This is a genomic window from Pseudoduganella sp. jia 9, assembly GCF_055502615.1.
Genome location: NZ_JBUPWE010000008.1, coordinates 209,461 through 228,510 on the forward strand (window position 1 = coordinate 209,461; position 19,050 = coordinate 228,510).

A 19,050-nucleotide genomic window follows, 5' to 3' on the forward strand; every position below is an offset into this window, starting at 1 on the left:
TGTTACCGTCCGCAGCCAGAATGCTGTCAGAACGATACGCTGCCAAAAACATAACGACGAGACACCATGCGTCCTACCTTTCCGCTGTTGCTGGCGGTCGCCGCCGCACACGCGGCGGCTGCCGGCGCGGCCACCCCCGACCAGCTGACGCTTTTCAAGAACCGCCCGGGCGCCGGCTGGCAGGTCACGATCGCCGATCCGGAAAACGCCGTGCCGCTGAGCGGCGCAAGTGCCGCCGTTCCCCCATCCGTCAAGCAGCCCGAAGCCGCCGTGCGCGGCGCTGCCGGCAAGGTGGCGGGCCGCGATGCCCTCACGCTGGCCTGGCGGAAGACCTGGTACGCCAGCCTGCGTTTCGAGCATGCCCCCGTGGATCTGCGGCCGTACCTCGACAAGGGCATCGTCGCCTTCGACCTGAACGTCCGCGAGATGGCCCAGGGCGGCATCGACTTCAAGCTCGACTGCGGCAAGGATTGCGAACGCAAGGTGCCGTACGTGCTGCCGGGCCGCGCCGCGGCGGGCCAGGGCTGGAAGCCTGTCTCGTTCGCGCTGAAATGCTTTTACCGCGACGGCGATATTTTTGAAACGGTCATGAAACCGTTTTCAGTGGAAGCGACGGGGCAGGGCGAAGTGGCCATCGCCAACCTGCGCATCCTGAAGACGGGCACGCCGAACACCGCCTGCCCCGACTACCGCACGCGCTCCGTCACGCCGGAACCGCTGAACGAATCGTGGGCCATCGACTGGTGGATGCCGCGCCACGAACAGCGCGTCAGGGAAAACGCCGAGCGCCGCGCCAGCGGCACGCTGCCGCAACTGGTGTTCATCGGCGATTCGATCACCGAAGGCTGGGCCAAGGACGGCAAGGAAGAATTCGCGCGCCGCTATGCGCGCTACCACCCGATCAACCTGGGCTTCGGCGGCGACCGCACCGAGAACATCCTGTGGCGCGTGCAGCACGGCGAAGTCGACGGCATCGACCCGAAGGTGGTCGTGCTGATGGCCGGCACCAACAACACCGGCAGCCGGCAGGAAGACCCGTCGACGACGGCGGCCGGCCTGCGCCGCGTCATCGACGAGCTGCAGCAGCGCCTGCCGAACGCGAAGATCCTGCTGCTCGGCGTCTTCCCCCGCGATGCGGCGGACAGCCAGTCGCGCCGCATCAATGGCGCGATCAACGAGCGCATCGCGAAGTTCGCGGATAACCGCCGCGTATTCTTCGCCGACATCGGCAGCGCCTTCCTCGACGAGGCGGGCACGCTGTCGAAGGACATCATGCCGGACCTGCTGCACCCGAACGCGCGCGGCTACGAGATCTGGGGCAAGGCGATGGACCCGATCCTGCAGCCGCTGCTGACCGGCTACCGCTGGGACAGCGTGCCGATCGGCGGCGGCGGTTTCGTGCCGGCCGTGATCCCGACCACGGAGCGGGGCGTGGCGTATGCCCGCACCGATGTCGGCGGCGCTTACCGGTGGAGCAGCGACAGGTGGGTGCCGCTGCTGGACTGGGTGTCCGAAGACCAGACCGGCCTGCTCGGCGTGGATTCGCTGGCGGCCGATCCGCGCGACGCCTCGAAAGTGTACCTGCTGGCCGGCATCGCCTACCACAACGGCGGCCGCTCGGCGATCCTGCGTTCGCGCGACTACGGCAAGACCTTCGCCGTTACCGACGTGACCGCGCAGTTCAAGACCCACGGCAACGGCGCCGGCCGCAACAACGGCGAACGCCTGGCCGTCGACCCGGGCGCCGGCAATGTGCTGTACGTGGGCACGCGCGCCAACGGCCTGTTCCGCAGCGATGATTTCGGCGCCACCTGGAAGCACCTGCCGGGCCTCGACGTGACGACGACGCCGAACGGCGCCGGCATTGCCTTCGTGATCCCCGATCCGGCCAGCGTGAAAGCGGGCGGCACGGCGCAACGCCTGTTCGTCGGCGTGTCGCGCGCCGGTACGAACCTGTTCCGCAGCGACGACGGCGGCGCCACCTTCGTGCCGATGGATGCCACGTCGGACGGCCTGATGCCGCAGCGTGCCGCGCTCGACGGCGCCGGCCACCTGTACGTGACGTTTGCCAACGGCGCCGGCCCGCACCCGCGCGGCGACGAAAAAATGGACCGGGGCGCGATCCGCAAGTACGGCACCGCCTCCGGCGGCGGCCAGGACGTCACGCCGAAGGGCCCGATCGCCTCGTATTCCGGCATCAGCGTGGACCGCAACGATGCGCGCCGCCTGCTGGCCTCGACCATCAGCCTGTATGCACCGCAAAGCAAGATGAAGGGTGACGCCAGGGGCGACCGGATCTACCTGTCGACCGACGGCGGCACCACGTGGACCGACGTGATCGCGCGCGGCTTCGCGATGGACCGTGCCGGCGTGCCGTGGGTGAAGGGCCATGCGATCCACTGGGCCAGCACGGTTGCCTTCGATCCGTTCGATGGCAAAGCCGCCTGGGTCACGTCCGGCAACGGTGTATTCAAGACGTCGGACCTCGGCGCGGTGCCGACGACGTGGCGCTTCGATGTCAAGGGCCTGGAGGAAACGGTTCCGCTGGGCCTCGTCAGCCGCCCGGGGGCGCCGCTGGTGTCGACCATCGGCGACTACGACGGTTTCATCCATGACGACCTGAAACAGTATGGCCGCATCCACGAACCGCAGATGGGTACCACCTTCGGCCTGGCGTACGCAGGCCTGCAGCCGCAGGTCATGGCACGCGTGGGCAAGTCGGTCTACGTGACCCGCGACGGCGGGACCACCTGGCGCCTTGCGCGCGGCATGAACGGCACGAACGGTATAAAAGGCCAGCTGGCGCTGTCGGCCGATGGCAGGGTGCTTCTGCATTCTCCCGAAAAGTCGCGTGTGACTTACCTTTCGAAAGACGATGGCGACACGTGGACGCTGGCGCAGGGCATCGCGGGCGTGCGCCCGGTAGCCGACCCGGTGGACCCGCAACGCTTCTATGCCTACCAGGATGGCGCCTTCCTCGTTAGCCGCGATGCCGGCCGCACGTTCGCCGCCATCTCGCAACTGCCGAAGGGCGGTTCGGACCTGGTGCGCGCCGCGCCGGGCCGTGCCGGCGACGTGTGGGTGGCACTGAAGAACGGCGGCCTGGCGCGTTCGGTCGATGCCGGCGGCACGTTCGCGACGATCAGGGACGTGACGTATGCCGGGGCGGTCGGCTTCGGCAAGGCCGCGCGCGATGGCGCGTATCCGGCGGTCTACATCTGGGGCACCGTCGACGGCCTGCGCGGCATCTGGCGCTCCACCAACGAAGGCGCCGACTGGGTGCGCATCAATGACGATGCGCACCAGTACGGCGGCCCGGGCGACGGCCGCTTCGTGGCCGGCGACATGAACGTCTTTGGCCGCGTCTACATGAGCAGCGCCGGCCGGGGCATCGTCTATGGAGAGATCGCACAATGATGCGGATCGTGTACACCGCACTGCTCATCGGCGTGCAAACCATGGCTGTGGTCCAGGCCGCGCCCGACCTGACCCTGCGCTACGACCGCCCGGCTACCGACAATGCCGACGGCTGGGAGCGCGAGGCACTGCCGGTCGGCAATGGCCGCATCGGCGCGATGGTGTTCGGCCAGCCCGCCCGCGAGCACCTGCAGTTCAACGACATCACGCTGTGGACCGGCGATGCGAACTCGATGGGCGCATTCCAGCCGTTCGGCGACGTCTTCGTCGACCTGCCGGGCCACGCCGCCGCGACGGACTATTCGCGCACGCTGGACCTGGCGCGCGGCCTGCACACGGTAACGTACGTGCACGGCGGCGTGCGCTATCGGCGCGAAACCATCGCCAGCCACCCGGCGGACGTGATCGTGCTGCGCTTCACCGCCGACAGGCCCGGCGCCCATAGCGGCGTGGTGCGGCTGACCGACCAGCACGGCGCGCACATCAATGCCTTCGGCAACCGCATCCATGCCACCGGTTCGCTGGCCGGCTTCGTGGTGCCGCGCGAACGGGGCAACCAGTGGACGCCGGCGCAGCAGCCGCTGACCGGCAACCAGATGGACTATGCCGCCCAGGTGCAGGTCGTGAACGAAGGCGGCAAGGTCACCATGGAAGGCGACACGGTGCGCTTCGAGAACGTCGACGCGCTGACGCTGGTGCTGGGCGCCGGTACCAGCTACGTGCGCGACGGGTCCGTGGACTTCCAGGGCGCGCACCCGCTTTCCCGCGTGTCGGGCCAGGTGGACCGCGCCGCGGCACGCCCGTGGTCCGTTTTGCAGGCCGAGCAGGAAAACGATTTCAAGAATCTGTTCGGCCGCCTGGGCCTCGATGTGGGCAGCGCTTCCGGCGAGCGCCGCGCGCTGACGACCGACCGCCGCCTGGCCGCCTACACGAAGAGCGGCAACGATCCCGAACTGGAAGCGCAGGTGTTCCAGTACGGCCGATACCTGCTGATCGGCAGCTCGCGCGGCCCGCTGCCGGCCAACCTGCAGGGCCTGTGGAACAACAGCCTGACGCCGCCGTGGAACGCCGACTACCACACCAACATCAACATCCAGATGAACTACTGGCCGGCGGAGACGGCCAACCTGTCCGAGCTGGCGCTGCCGCTGTTCGGCTTCGTCGAATCGATGGTGCCGTCGTACCGCCGGCTGGTGGCGCAAAGCGCCGCCAATCCGTCGCGCGACGTCGAGGACGGGCAGGTGGTCGAGACCTTCCAGCGCAAGGACGGCAAGCCGGTGCGCGGCTGGACGGTCCGTACCGAAACCAATCCGTTCGGCTACATGCGGTGGAAGTGGAACAAGACGGCCAACGCCTGGTACGCGCAGCACTTCTGGGAGCATTACGCATTCACCCGCGACAAGGCCTTCCTGGCGAAGGTCGCCTACCCGCTGATGAAGGAAGTCAGCCAGTTCTGGCTCGACTACCTGAAGGAACTCCCCGATGGCCGGCTGGTGGCCCCGAACGGCTGGTCGCCGGAACACGGCCCGGTGGAAGACGGCGTGACCTACGACCAGCAGATCGTCTGGGACCTGTTCCAGAACACGGTGGAAGCCGCCGGAGAGCTGAAGACGGATGCGGCGTTCGCCCGCCGGGTGGCCGCCGCGCGCGACCGGCTGGCCGCGCCGAAGGTCGGCAGCTGGGGCCAGCTGCTCGAATGGATGGAAGAAAAAAAGGATCCGGTGCTCGATACCCCGAACGACAACCACCGCCACGTGTCGCACCTGTTCGGCGTGTTCCCGGGACGGCAGATCACCCCGGCCCGCACGCCGAAGCTGGCCGAGGCGGCCCGCGTATCGCTGGCGGCGCGCGGCGATGCCGGCACCGGCTGGTCGATGGCCTGGAAGACCGCGTTCTGGGCGCGCCTCGGCGACGGCAACAAAGCCCATGCGATGCTGCGCGGCGTGATCGCCACCCCGGGCGCAAGGGCACAGGAGCATAAACCGGGCACCGAGGAAAACACCGCGGGCGGCATGTATCCGAACCTGCTGGATGCGCATCCGCCATTCCAGATCGACGGCAATTTCGGCGTCACCGCGGCCATCTGCGAAATGCTGCTGCAGTCGCACGACGGCGTGCTGCACCTGCTGCCGGCCCTGCCCGCGGCATGGCGCGACGGATCGGTAACGGGGCTGCGCGGGCGCGGCGGCTACGAAGTGGACATGACGTGGCGCGACGGGCAGTTGACGTCGGCGACCGTCAGGGCGAAACCGGGCAACGGGACCGGCACCGTGCGCGTGCGCACGGGTGCGAAGACCGTGATTCTGAAACTGAAGCAGGGCGAGGCAAGGGAGCTCGGCGCGCTGTAGCGCCGGGCACGCCGCCAGACAGGCGGTGGACGCCCTGGACACCAGGGCCCGGAGAATTATTTTTTTAGGAGATGCAGGTGAAACAATTCAAGCTCAATGCGATGGCCCTGGCCGCCGCGCAGATCGCGTTCATGGCCGGTGCGGCCCATGCGCAGACCGCCGATGCCGGCAATAGCGCCACCACCGCGACGGTCGTCGTGACGGGCCAGCGTGCGTCGCTGGAAAACGCGCAGAAGATCAAGCAGAACTCGGACGAGATCGTCGATTCGATCGTCGCCGCCGATATCGGCAAGCTGCCCGACAAGTCGGTCACCGAAGTGCTGCAGCGCGTGGTCGGCGTGACGATCGACCGCACGATGTCGCGTTCCGATCCGGAACACTACTCCGTCGAAGGCTCCGGCGTATCGATCCGCGGCCTCTCGTGGGTGCGCTCGGAACTGAACGGCCGCGATTCGTTCTCGGCCAACGGCGGCCGCTCGCTGAACTTCGAGGACGTGCCGCCCGAGCTGATGGCAGGCGTGGACATCTACAAGAACCCGTCCGCCGAGCAGATCGAAGGCGGCATCGGCGGCCTGGTCAACCTGCGCACCGCGCTGCCGTTCGACTTCAAGGGCCGCAAGGTCGCGCTGTCCGCGTCGACCACCTATTCGGAACTGAAGCAAGGCAAGTGGTCGCCATCCGCCTCGATCCTGCTGTCGGACCGCTGGAAGACCGGCTTCGGCGAGTTCGGCGTGCTGGTCGACTTCGCGCACTCGGAAAGCGGTACCCGCACCGACGCGTTCCAGGTGGAGCCTTACTACCCGCGCGACAACATCGTTGCCGGCCGCACCGTCTGGATCCCGAAGGGCGCGCAATGGCGCACGCTGAACTTCAACCGCGAACGCCAGGGCATGTACGGCGCGCTGCAGTGGAAGAAGGATGCCAACCTGCGTTCGCACCTGACCTTCTTCAAGTCGAAGTACGACATGCAGTGGGATGAGAACGCGATCTTCGCCGCTTCCAACCCGTATAACTTCCAGGTCAGCCCGGACGCGACGTGGGGCGCCAACGGCCAGTTCCTGACCGGCACGTTCAGCTCGCCGCTGGACGGCGGCATCGACTACGGCGCCGATACGCGTATCGCCAGCCGCAAGTCCGACACCACCGACATTTCGTGGAATGTCGAATGGCGCGCAAACGACAGCTGGACGTTCACCGGCGACCTGCAGCGCATCAAGGCCAAGAGCAACGGCTTCGACTCCACCGTGGCCACCGCGGTGAAGATGCAGACGCAGACGCTGGACCTGACCGGCCGCCGTCCCAACCTGATCTTCAACGACGCCCAGCGCGCCCAGCTGGCCGACCCGGGCAAGTACTACTGGAACTTCACGCAGGAACACCTGGACCAGAGCGAATCGGAGTCGAAGGCACTGAAGCTCGATGCCAAGTACACGTTCGACAATCCGGTGCTGCGCGACCTGCGCTTCGGCGTGCGCTTCACCAAGCGCGATGCCGTCACCGAAGTGTCGAACCCGGATTACCACTGGGCCGCCGTGACGGCGCCGTGGATGGGCACGTCGATCAGCGGCCTGGCCTACCTGTCGGACCCGCGCTTCTCCGGCAATACCCACGTGCACAACTTCGAGAACTTCTTCAACGGCAAGGCCAGCGTGCCGTCGCTGGTGTTCCCGGACGTGTCGGTGGCCACCGGCTTCCCGCAAAGCTACGCGGCACTGCACGAGTACTACCAGATCCTGTGCCGCGAGGCCGCGGCCAACGCCGGCACGGCACCGAACTGCGCCGCCTGGACGCCTGCGGCGTTCGGCGACAATCCGTCCGGCATCAACGAACAGTCCGAGAAAACCAAGGCGTTCTACACGCAGCTGCGCTTCGGCTGGGATGACCTGAAGATGCCGATCGACGGCAACGTGGGCGTGCGCTACGTGAAGACGGACATGGATGCCGGTGGCTACACGGTGTTCAACAACACCAGTGCCATCGTCAATCCGCCGCAAACCCTCACCGGTGTGCCGATTCCGAATATCCCGGCCTACTCGGCCGCGCAGAACTACGAGAACTCGTACAGCAACGTGCTGCCGAGCCTGAACCTGCGCCTGAAGGCGCGCGACGACCTGCAGTTCCGCTTCGCGCTGGCCCGGGCCATCTCGCGTCCGGACTTCTCGCAGCTGCAGGGTTACACGACGCTGTCGCAGTCGACCGACACGACGACGACCATCTTCCCGGACCGTCCGTCCAACACGAACGTCAACTTTGTGAACCAGACCGGCGAAGGCAAGGGCAACCCGATGCTGAAGCCGATCAAGTCCGACCAGCTGGACCTGACGGGCGAATGGTACTTCGGCAAATCCAGCTCGATCACGCTGGCCATGTTCCACAAGCGCCTGAAGGACATCATCGTCAACCAGACGTACCAGTACGCGATCCCGGACGTGAACGGCCGGATGTACAACTTCAACGTCACGGCACCGGTGAACGGCGCGAGCGGCCGGGCCACCGGCTTCGAGGTCGCCTACCAGCAGTACTTCGACAAGCTGCCGGGCGCCTGGGCCGGCCTTGGCGTACAGGCCAACTACACCTACGTGGACAGCAACACGAAACTGTCGACCAGCACGTTCACCGCCTACTGCACCGGCGGCAACAACGCGGCGAACGTCAACCTGAACCAGAACGGCTGCGACACCAACGGTCAATCCTTCGGCGACCTGCCGCTGCAGTACCTGTCGAAGAATGCCTACAACCTGGCGCTGCTGTACGACTACGGCAAGTGGTCGGCCCGCGCGGCATGGAGCTGGCGTTCGAAGAACCTGCAGGGCGTCAACGTGAACGGCACGAAGGGCGGCGACGGCACGGACACCAATCCGAACAGCGCCACGCCGGGCGCCACCAACATCGGCTGGGCATTGCCGACGTGGGCGGACGACTACGGCCAGCTGGATGCTTCCGTGTCGTACCAGTTCAACGAGCGCGTGCAGATCGTCGTCGATGGTTCGAACCTGACGGACTCGAAGTACAAGCAGCTGATGCAGCAGGGGATCGGCATGATGGGCCGCGCATGGTTCGTCTCCGGTCCGCGCTATTCCGCGAAACTGAACTACACGTTCTGATAGGGAGCCGATGAAAACCGCCAAGCAGATTTTCACGAAGAGCTTGCTGGCCGGTGCGTGCATGATGGTGGTATCGGCGGCCATGGCCGCCGAGCTGCCGCGTGTCGTATCGAAGGACGGGCGCCACGCCCTGATGGTCGATGGCGCGCCGTACCTGATCCTGGGGGCGCAGGCGCACAACTCCAGCAATTACCCGAAGGCGCTGCCGCAGGTGTGGGCCGCCGTCGCCGATGCGCAGGCCAACACACTGGAAATTCCGATCGCGTGGGAGCAGGTCGAACCGGTCGAAGGAAAGTTCGACTTCAGCTTCGTCGACACGCTGGTGAAGGAAGCGCGCGAAAAGGATGTGCGCCTGGTGCTGCTGTGGTTCGGCACCTGGAAGAACACCGCGCCGGCCTACCTGCCGGAGTGGGTCAAGTTCGACAACAAGCGCTTCCCGCGCATGGTCGACGAGAAGGGCAAGAGCAGCTACAGCCATTCGCCGTTCGGTACCGAGACGCTGAAGCTGGACAAGCGCGCCTTCGTCGAGTTCATGAAGCACCTGAAGGCCATCGACGGCGACAGGCAGACCGTGATCATGGTGCAGGTTCAGAACGAAGTCGGCACCTACGGCCTGGTGCGCGATCACAGCCCGGCCGCGCAGAAGGCGTTCAACGGCCCGGTGCCGTCCGCCGTGCTGGCGAAGCAGAAATCTCCCGTCAAGGGCAAGTCCAGCGGCACGTGGAAGGAAGTCTACGGCGACTACGCCGACCAGTACTTCCACACGTGGGCGGTGGCGAACTACATCGAGGAGATCGCCAAGGCCGGCCGTGCCGTCTACGACCTGCCGATGTTCGTCAATAATGCGCTGCGCGATCCGGTGGAACCGATGGCGCCGTGGAAGGGCAACTTCGCCAGTGGCGGCCCGACCTACGACGTGCTGGGCATCTATGAAGCGGCCGCCCCGCATATCGACGTGGCTGGTCCGGACATCTACCTGCACGAGTCCGACAAGGTGGCGAAGACGCTCGAGCAGTTCCACACGAAGGACAATCCGCTGTTCGTGCCGGAAATCGGCAACTCGGAAGATTTCGCGCGCGTGGCGTATGCGGTGTTCGGCCAGGGCGGTATCGGTTTCGCGCCGTTCGGCATCGACTATTTTGCGTTCTCCAACTATCCTCTCGGTTCGAAGGCCACCGACAAGACGATGACCGCGCCGTTCGGCAAGGTGTACGGCGCGTTCCGGCCGATGATGCGCGAGTGGGCGAAATGGGGCTTCGAAGGCCGCACCCGCGGCGTGTTCGAGCATGATGACCGCAAGCCGCAGGATATCGCGCTGGACGGCTGGAAGGCTACCGTCAGCTTCCGCCAGCGCCAGTTCGGCGATTCGATGGAAAAGAACGATCCGGTCGAAGGCACGGAAAAACCGAACGGCGGCCTGGCCATCGCACAGATCGCCGACAACGAATTCTTCGTCGTGGCGCAGAACGCACGCATCAAGTTCGACCCGGCCGGCCGCAATGCCGGGAAATCGTCGATGTATGCACGCGTGGAAGAAGGGCAGTATGCGAATGGCAAGTGGGTGATGGAACGCGTGTGGAACGGCGACCAGACGGACTACGGCCTCAACTTCGGCAGCAAGCCATTCGTGCTCAAAATTAAACTCGGGACATATCAATGATCAAATCGAATATCAAAGCAGTGAGCCTGGCGTGCCTGATGGTCGCCGCGGGTGCCCCGGCATGGGCCGGCACCTTCCAGCAGACCGCCGCCGGCGTGACGATCGCGCCGGACAATGGCGCAGCGAAGGAAATCCGCCTGCAAGTCATGGCCGACAACATCATCCACGTCGTGAAAGTCGACCAGGCCGGCAAGGAACTGACGCCGTCGCTGATGACGATTGCCAAGCCTTGCGCCTGTACGTTCGATGTGAAGAAGAGCGGCGATGCCGTGACCTTGACGACGAAGAAACTGGTGGCCACCGTGTCGCTGAAGGATGGCCGCGTGCAGTTCGCCGACAAGGGCGGCGCCGTGTTCCTGAAGCAGGATGCCGAGGACCTGCAGCCGGTGTCGGTGGGCGGCAAGCCGTACCTGGCCGTGAAGCAGGGCTTCAACTACGGCACCAGGGATGCGTTCTACGGCACCGGCCAGCACCAGAACAACCAGATGAACCTGAACGGTGAAGACGTCGACCTGCTCCAGCACAATATGGACATCGCGATCCCGCTGGTCGTCTCGGACAAGAACTACGGCATCCTGTGGGACAACAACGGCATCACCCGCTTCGGCGATGCCCGTCCCTACGGCCCGATCGGCCGCGACCTGAAGCTGACGGACGCCGCCGGCAAGGAAGGCGCGCTGACGGCCCGCTACTACATCGGCGGCAAGCTGGCGCTGGAACGCCGCGAAGACAACATCAACTACCAGTACCTGAAGGATGTCGCCGAGTTCTGGCCGAAGGAACTCAAGCCGCTGAAGGAACTGAAGGACGTCAAGGTGGTCTGGGAAGGCAAGCTGTCCAGCGACAAGCCGGGCGTGCACAAGATGAAGCTGTACTCGTCCGACTACGCCACGCTGACCGTGAACGGCAAGCAGGTGATGGACGTGTGGCGCCAGGGCTGGAACCCGTGGTACCACAACTTCGAGGTGGACTTCGCCGCCAGCAAGCCGGTGGACTTCAAGCTGGAGTGGAAGCCGGAAGGCGGCATGATCTACGTGGCGCACAACAACCCGCTGCCGAAGGCCGAGCGCCACTCGCTCCAGTTCTCGTCCGAGATCGCCGAAGGCCTGAACTACTACGTGATCCGCGGCACCAGCATCGACAACGTCATCGGCGGCTACCGAGTGCTGACCGGCACCCAGCCGCTGATGCCGAAGTGGGCCTACGGCTTCTGGCAGTCGCGCCAGCGCTACGAGACGCAGGAGCAGCTGCTCGACACCGTGAAGACCTACCGCCAGAACGGCTGGCCGCTGGATAACATCGTGCAGGACTGGTTCTACTGGCCGGAAAACGGCTGGGGTTCGCACGACTGGGATCCGAAGCGCTTCCCGAACCCGAAGGGCATGGTCGACGAGGTTCACAAGATGAACGCGCGCATCATGCTGTCCGTGTGGGGCAAGTTCTACGAGAACACTGACAACTACCAGGAGCTGAAGGCCAAGGGCCACATGTGGACCAAGAACGTCGAAGATGGCGCGCTGGACTGGGTTGGCCCGGGCTACAAGAACAGCCATTATTCTCCGTACACGCAGGAAGCGCGCGACATCTACTATCGCCAGATGAAGGCCAAGCTGGTCGACCTGGGCTTCGATGCATGGTGGCTCGACAACACCGAGCCGGACGTGCTGTCGAACACGCGCCTGGAAGACTTCAAGAAGCTGATCGGCCCGACCGTCTACGGTCCCGGCGAAATCACGTTCAACTCGTACAGCCTGGTGCAGACGCAGGCGCTGTACGAGGGCCTGAAACGCGACCAGCCGAACAAGCGCCAGTTCATCCTGTCGCGTTCCGGCTTTGCCGGCGTGCAGCGCAACTACGTGGCGACGTGGAGCGGCGACACGGTGGGCCGCTGGAACAACCTGTACGACCAGATCTCGGCCGGCGTCAGCTCGTCGATGTCCGGCGTGCCGAACTGGACGCACGATATCGGCGGCTATGCGCAGGAAACCCGTTTCCAGAGCGGCGAACTGGGTTCGGCCCAGGAAAACCGCGGCATCGGCGGCGTGGAAATCAAGCCGGAAGACCTGAAGGAATGGCGCGAGCTGAACCTGCGCTGGTGGCAGTTCGGCGCGTTCACGCCGCTGTTCCGCTCGCACGGCGAAGTGGTCAAGCGCGAGATCCACAATATCGCGCCGGAAGGCTCGGCGATGCGCGACTCGATGGTGTGGTACCTGAAACTGCGCTACCGCCTGATGCCTTACATCTACGCGACCGCGTCGAGCACCTACTTCAACGACGGCTCGATCATGCGCGGCCTGGTGATGGACTTCCCGACCGACCCGGGCTCGAAGGACGTCAAGGACGAATTCCTGTTCGGCCATGCCTTCCTGGTGGCGCCGGTGTCCGAATACGGTGCCCGCGAGCGCAAGGTGTACCTGCCGAAGGGCGCGCAGTGGTACGACTACCATACCGGCGAGCGCCTGCAGGGCGGCCGCACGGTGACGGCCGCTGCGCCCGAAACCCGCATGCCGCTGTTCGTCAAGGCCGGCTCGATCGTGCCGATGGGTCCTGTTACCCAGTACGTGGACGAGAAGCCGGACGCGCCGATCACGCTGAAGGTCTACACGGGCGCCAACGGCCAGTTCAGCTTCTACGAGGATGATGGCGTGACCGAGGACTACCAGCGCGGCAAGTACTCCCGTATCCCGCTGTCGTGGGACGAGAAGAGCGGCACGCTGACCATCGGCCAGCGCGGCGGCGACGGCTACCATGGCATGGTGGCGAAGCGCACGTTCCGCGTGCACTTCGTGAAGCCGGGCGTATCGAGCGCGGACACGTTCGACACGGCCGACAAGGAAGTGACGTATGAGGGCAAACCAGTGACGGTGAAACTGTAATGGCGTTGATGAAGAAAGTGGTGGCCGTCGCCCTGGCGGCGGCCTTTGCAGGCGCGGCGCATGCTGCGCCCGATGCCGACAAGCGCGCCCAGGACACCGTGGCGCAGATGACGCAGGCGGAAAAGCTGCTGCTGGTGTTCGGCTATTTCGGCGCCGAGTTCGGCGGCGTGAAACCGCCGAAGGACGCGATTCCGTACACGGCCGGCTACGTGCCGGGCATCCCGCGGCTGAACATCCCGCCGCAGTGGCAGACCGATGCCGGCCTGGGCGTGGCCACGCAGCCGTCGCCGGCGCCGCGCGAGCGCACCGCGCTGCCGTCGGGCATGGCCACCGCGTCGAGCTGGAACACGAAGCTGGCGTACGAGGCGGGTGCGATGATCGGCCGCGAGGCGCGGCTGTCCGGCCACAACGTGATCCTGGGCGGGGCCGTGAACCTGATGCGCGATCCGCGCAACGGCCGCAACTTCGAATATGCGGGCGAGGATCCGCTGCTCGCCGGCGTCATCACCGGCGAACAGATCCGCGGCAACCAGTCGAACAATCTGGTCGGCACGATCAAGCACTTTGCCTTCAACGACCAGGAAACCAACCGCAACACGATCGACGTGAAGATCGACGAGCCGGCCGGGCAGATGTCCGACCTGCTGGCGCTGCGCATCGCGATCGAGCGTGGCGACCCGGGTTCGGTGATGTGCTCGTACAACCTGGTCAACGGCGTGTACGCCTGCGAAAGCGACTGGCTGCTGAACCAGGTGCTGAAGAAGGACTGGGGCTATAAAGGCTTCGTGATGTCCGACTGGGGCGCCACGCACTCGACCACGCAGGCCGCCAACGGGGGCCTGGACCAGCAGTCCGGCTGGCCATTCGACAAGTCGATGTACTTTGGCCCCGCGCTGAAGGAAGCCGTCGACAACGGCCACGTGCCGAAAGAGCGGCTGGACGACATGGCGCGGCGCATCCTGCGCGCGATGTATGCGAATGGCCTGATGGACGCACCGCAGCCGAAGGTGGAGCCGGAGAAGATCGACTTCGCGGCGCATGCCAAGGTGACGCGGCAGGTGGCGGAAGAGGGCAGCGTGCTGCTGAAGAACGCCGGCAACGTGCTGCCGCTGGCGGCCGACGTGAAGTCGATCGTCATCATCGGCGGCCATGCCGACAAGGCGGTGATCTCCGGCGGCGGCGCGGCGCAGGTGCACCCGCATGGCGGCAGCGCCGTGAAGGGTGAAGGGCCGAAGGGCTTCCCGGGGCCGATCATCTGGCTGCCGTCGTCGCCGATGAAGGCGCTTGCATCGCGCACCAAGGCGCGCGTGACCTACGTCGACGGCAAGGATGCCGCCGCCGCCGCGAAGGCTGCGGCGTCGGCCGACGTCGCGATCGTGTTTGCCACCCAGTGGGCGGCCGAGAGCCTGGATGCGCCGTCGATGGCGCTGCCGGACAATCAGGATGCATTGATTTCCGCCGTGGCCGGTGCCAACAAGCGTACCGTCGTCGTGCTGGAGACGGGCAACCCCGTCACCATGCCGTGGCTGGACAACGTGAGCGCCGTGCTGGCCGCGTGGTTCCCCGGCTCCGCCGGCGGCGAGGCGATCGCCCGGCTGCTGGTGGGCGAGGTCAACCCGTCCGGCCGCCTGGCCTTCACGTTCCCCGCCTCGGAAGCCCAGCTGCCGCGGCCGAAGATCGACGGCGACCCGACCAGCCGCGATGGCCGCTTCACCACCGACTACAACATCGAAGGCGCGGCCGTCGGCTACAAGTGGTTCGAGAAAACCGGCAAGAAGCCGCTGTTTGCATTCGGTCACGGGCTGTCGTACACCACGTACGAATACCGCGACCTGAAAGCACGCAACGACGGCGGCAAGGTGGTGCTGTCGTTCACCGTCGCCAACACCGGCAAGCGCGCCGGCCAGGCGGTCGCCCAGGTGTACGCCGGCCCCGCCGCCGGTTCCGCCAGGGCCGCCGGCTGGGAAGCCCCGCGCCGCCTCGCCGGGTGGGACAAGGTCGCGCTGCAGCCGGGCGAAAGCAAGAGCGTCAGCGTCACCGTCGACCCGCGCATGCTGACCGTGTGGGACGCCAAATCCCGCGACTGGCAGCGCGCCCCCGGCACCTACGAGTTCCACCTCGGCGGCGCCTCCGACGCCATCACCTCGCGCACCACGCTGGCCTTGCCATAGTAAAATATTTCTGCAAACCGGGGTCTGACCCCGGTTTCAGGAAATTAATTGCCCAGACCTTGGTCGCATTGCCGGAACAGGCAGCCAGGCCAGTCTGGGCAATTTTTTTGCTGCAACCGAGCTCACACAGCCAGATTTGACAACAATTTCCAGAACATGGGGTCAGACCCCGGTTTCAGGAAATACTCTCGGAGGAGACATGAAATTTGCTGTAGCTGCAGTACTTGCCCTGGCAGCCACACCTGGCCTGGCGGCGCAGTTCGATGTGCTGGTGTTTTCGCGCACGGCGGGGTGGCATCACGAGTCGATCCATGAGGGCGTGGCGGCGCTGCGCGAGCTGGGAAGGCTGCATGACTTCAATGTGTTCTGGACCGAGGATGCCAAGCGCGTCTTCAACGACGGGGAGCTGGCGAAGTACAAGGCCGTCGTGTTCCTGTCGACCACCGGCGATGTGCTCGACGACGAGCAGCAGCGCGCCTTCGAGCGCTATGTCCGCGCCGGCGGCGGCTATGTCGGCGTGCATGCGGCGGCGGATACCGAGCATGGCTGGCCGTGGTACCGCCAGCTGGTCGGGCACATGTTCGTGACGCATCCAGCCGTGCAGTCGGCCGTGCTGAAGGTGGAGGACCCGAATTTCCCGGGCATGGAGCGCTTCGCGCCGCGCACGCTGGTGACGGAGGAGTGGTACGAGTACGGTGGCGCCGAATCGAAGGGCCTGCGCTACCTGCTGTCGGTCGACGAATCGACCTACCGGCCGGAAACCGCGAAGACCCGGGGCATGGGCGCCTTTCACCCGGTCAGCTGGTACCAGCAGTTCGACGGCGGCCGGTCGTTCTATACGGCGCTGGGCCACCTGCCGGCAACCTACGCCGACCCGGTCTTCCGCCACCATCTGTACGGCGGCATCTACTGGGCCGCGACCGGCAAGGGATTCCAGGCCTTGCCGGCGGGCGGCAAGGCGCCGAGGTAGCGCGGAGCCACTTCCGGGCGGTTGCTGTTAATCAACAGGTGTTTTAGCGAAACTGGAGCCTGTCACCGGTGGTGTCGCCGGTGACAGGCCGGCACGCTAGACATGCGGCTCCCACACCTGGTACGCCATCCCGTCCTGCATCACGCCGACCAGCTGAGCATAGTTTTCCTGGCTTTCGCTGAACGAGGCCAGCACGCCGGCGACGGTGTCCTTGCCGCCATTGAGGATGCCCAGCCAGTATTCCATGCCAGGGGCGTCCGGCGTGCGGTTCAGCACGTGCTCGTAGAAGCCGGTGATGATCGTTGCGTTGTTCGGGTTGCTGCCGTAGACGGTGCGGAACTCGTTCGAGTTCACGAACGACGCGGCCACGTTGCGCACGCTGGCGCCGGCATCCATCTGGGCGATCCAGTAGCCGAGGCCGTCCTCGTCGGGCGTGCGGTCGAACGCGGCCTGGTACAGCCGGTAGGCTTCGCCGGCGGGGCCGTCGACATCGAAGGCGAGCGCCACGTCGGCGAAGTCCAGCCGCTCGATATTGACCAGCGTGTCGCTGCCGTCCAGCCCCACGGTGTCGGTGACGAACAGGCGGTGGCCGGCGACGGCCACGTCGTAATCCTCCAGCCTGCCTTCATACCACGCGGTATCGATGCCGGTACCGCCGTCGAGCAGGTCGCTGCCGCCTTTGCCTTCCAGCAGGTCCCAGCCGGCATGGCCGTACAGCGCATCGTTGGCGTTGGTGCCGGTGATGTCGTCGTCGTTCGCGGTGCCGTTGCCGATCGCCAGCGGTACCGTGTCGAGGTCTTCCAGGATGTCCAGCCGGATGCCGCTGTTCGGCGGCGCCCCCTGGTCCCAGGAAGCGTCCACGTAGTAGGTGCCGGAATAGGGCGCGATGAAGCTCAGGCCGTCCTGGCCGATGGGGCCCCAGCCGTCGTCCTCGGCCAGCGCGTAGCCGTCCTCGTCGTACAGCACCAGGTTATAGGGATCGAACCAGCTTTCCGAGGTGACGGTGTACAGCGCGCCCGCCACCGCCGCGAAACTGAAGATCGGCTGGTTGCCGGCGCCCGGCGCCGTGCTGGCCACTTGCGCACCGTTGTCATAGCCGTCGCCGGCGGTGCGCGGGGTGAAGGTCAGGTGCGCCGCCGTCGCCATGTCGGCGTTGGTCAGCTGCAGGTAGGGAAACGATGCCATCGGAGTCCTCGCGTGTGGGTTTGCGTCAGCATAATCCCGCCGCGCACGGCGCGCGCGGCGGGATTACACTTTGTTGCAATGCGCGGAGAACCGGCAATATGGCGACGGCCCGGCGCGACGGATGTTGCCGCCGAACCATGCCGCCGAACCATGCCGCCACATCACGCCATGTCGTGATGCCCCAGGCCGTGCTCGTGGCGGCCCACCAGCTGCACGTCGATGCTGTCCTCGGCCGCATGCGTCTCGGCGCGAACCATGGCCTTCGATTGACCGGATTGCAGCGCAACGGTGTCGGTGGCGGGAAACGGCGTGGCCAGCGCAACCGTGGCGGTGGACGGGGCGGTCATCGTGACGGCACCGGTGGCCAGCGTGACCGTCGCGTCCGTAAAGCGCAGCAGCTCGATGTTCGACAGCGTGTCGCTGCCTTCGGCGCCGGTCACGTTCCACGAGCCGGTGCCGGTGCGGGTCACCATGTAGGCGCTGCGGGCACCGTTGTAGAACGCCGTGTCGGTGCCGGCGCCGCCATTCAATGCGTCGTTGCCGCCGGCGCCTTCCAGGATGTCGTTGGCGACGCCGCCCGCCAGCGAGTTGGCCGTGCTCGTGCCGGCCAGCCAGCGCGCGCCGGTGACCGAATTGACGCCGAGGTTGCCGGCCAGGCCGTCGCCGCCGTACAGCCACTTCAGCGCGGCGATGTCGTTCTCGCTGAACGTCGAATGGATACCGCCGGCGTGCGTGTACGACATCAGCGTGTGCGACGTGTCGTTCGTGGTGGACGGCAGCCTGATCGCGCCTTCGAACGGGTGCTTCAGGCCCAGCATGTGGCCCAGCTCGTGCAGCAGCGTTTCATGGCCCTGCGTGCCGGGCGCGAGGTTGGCGTTCATGCCGGCCCACTCCGCGTTGTCGAGGTAGACATAGGAGGCGGCGCTGAACTTCGTCACCACGCCGCTGCCGTTGTACGAATAGCCGATGCGGTTGCTGTCCAGCCCCGTGGTGCCGGAACCGGCCAGGTTGGCGTTCGCGAAGTGCACCTGCGCCAGGTTGGCATCGGCCGTTTCCACGAACTTGATGCCGGTGAGCTTCGATAGATAGGACATGGCGCCGCGCGTGGCGGCCGCCTGCGAAGCCGTAAACGCCTGCGGGGCGCTCAACAGGGAAGAATTGCCCGCTTCCAGGTTGCTGGCGACGGAGAACGAGTAATACAGCGTGTTGGTGCCGGGGGTGACGTAGTTCCAGTTCGGCAGATTGCCGAGCAGCGCGTCGATGTGGTTGTAGCCGGAGAGAGTGGTGCTGGTAGCTTGTGCAACGGTTGCCATGAATGC

The 19,050-nt window shown here is 65.9% G+C and carries 9 protein-coding genes; 7 read left to right on the top strand and 2 right to left on the bottom strand.

Going from position 1 to position 19,050, the window contains the following annotated elements:
* Positions 1–66: 66 nt before the first annotated feature.
* The 7 genes from ACY34H_RS12105 (at position 67) to ACY34H_RS12135 (ending at position 16,546) form a co-directional block, all read left to right on the top strand.
* The gene (locus ACY34H_RS12105) at positions 67–3,417 is read left to right on the top strand and encodes a GDSL-type esterase/lipase family protein (protein ID WP_464977740.1); all 3,351 of its coding nucleotides are present in this window, start codon (positions 67–69) and stop codon (positions 3,415–3,417) included.
* Complete coding sequence (locus ACY34H_RS12110) at positions 3,414–5,765, top strand: glycoside hydrolase family 95 protein (RefSeq protein WP_464977741.1); 2,352 nt, start codon at positions 3,414–3,416, stop codon at positions 5,763–5,765. Before ACY34H_RS12105 ends, ACY34H_RS12110 begins: the two co-directional genes overlap by 4 nt.
* 71 nt (positions 5,766–5,836) lie before the next feature.
* On the top strand, positions 5,837–8,869 hold the full coding sequence (locus tag ACY34H_RS12115; RefSeq protein WP_464977742.1) for a TonB-dependent receptor: 3,033 nt from the start codon (positions 5,837–5,839) through the stop codon (positions 8,867–8,869).
* 10 nt (positions 8,870–8,879) lie between these two features.
* Complete coding sequence (locus ACY34H_RS12120; protein WP_464977743.1) at positions 8,880–10,529, top strand: GH35 family beta-galactosidase; 1,650 nt, start codon at positions 8,880–8,882, stop codon at positions 10,527–10,529.
* Complete coding sequence (locus ACY34H_RS12125) at positions 10,526–13,405, top strand: glycoside hydrolase family 31 protein (RefSeq protein ID WP_464977744.1); 2,880 nt, start codon at positions 10,526–10,528, stop codon at positions 13,403–13,405. Before ACY34H_RS12120 ends, ACY34H_RS12125 begins: the two co-directional genes overlap by 4 nt.
* Positions 13,405–15,576 carry a beta-glucosidase gene (locus tag ACY34H_RS12130; protein WP_464977745.1) on the top strand — a complete coding sequence of 724 codons (2,172 nt, stop codon included), beginning with the start codon at positions 13,405–13,407 and terminating at the stop codon, positions 15,574–15,576. The genes ACY34H_RS12125 and ACY34H_RS12130 overlap by 1 nt, the downstream gene beginning before the upstream one ends.
* 199 nt (positions 15,577–15,775) lie before the next feature.
* Complete coding sequence (locus ACY34H_RS12135) at positions 15,776–16,546, top strand: ThuA domain-containing protein (protein WP_464977746.1); 771 nt, start codon at positions 15,776–15,778, stop codon at positions 16,544–16,546.
* Positions 16,547–16,642: 96 nt separating this feature from the next.
* On the opposite strand, the gene ACY34H_RS12140 is transcribed toward ACY34H_RS12135, so the two are convergent.
* Together ACY34H_RS12140 and ACY34H_RS12145 are read right to left on the bottom strand one after the other, a co-directional pair.
* On the bottom strand, positions 16,643–17,731 hold the full coding sequence (locus ACY34H_RS12140) for a DUF4214 domain-containing protein (protein ID WP_464977747.1): 1,089 nt from the start codon (positions 17,729–17,731) through the stop codon (positions 16,643–16,645).
* A 161-nt stretch (positions 17,732–17,892) separates the two neighbouring features.
* Positions 17,893–19,044 carry a matrixin gene (locus ACY34H_RS12145; protein ID WP_464977748.1) on the bottom strand — a complete coding sequence of 384 codons (1,152 nt, stop codon included), beginning with the start codon at positions 19,042–19,044 and terminating at the stop codon, positions 17,893–17,895.
* Between the last annotated feature and the right edge of the window lie 6 nt (positions 19,045–19,050).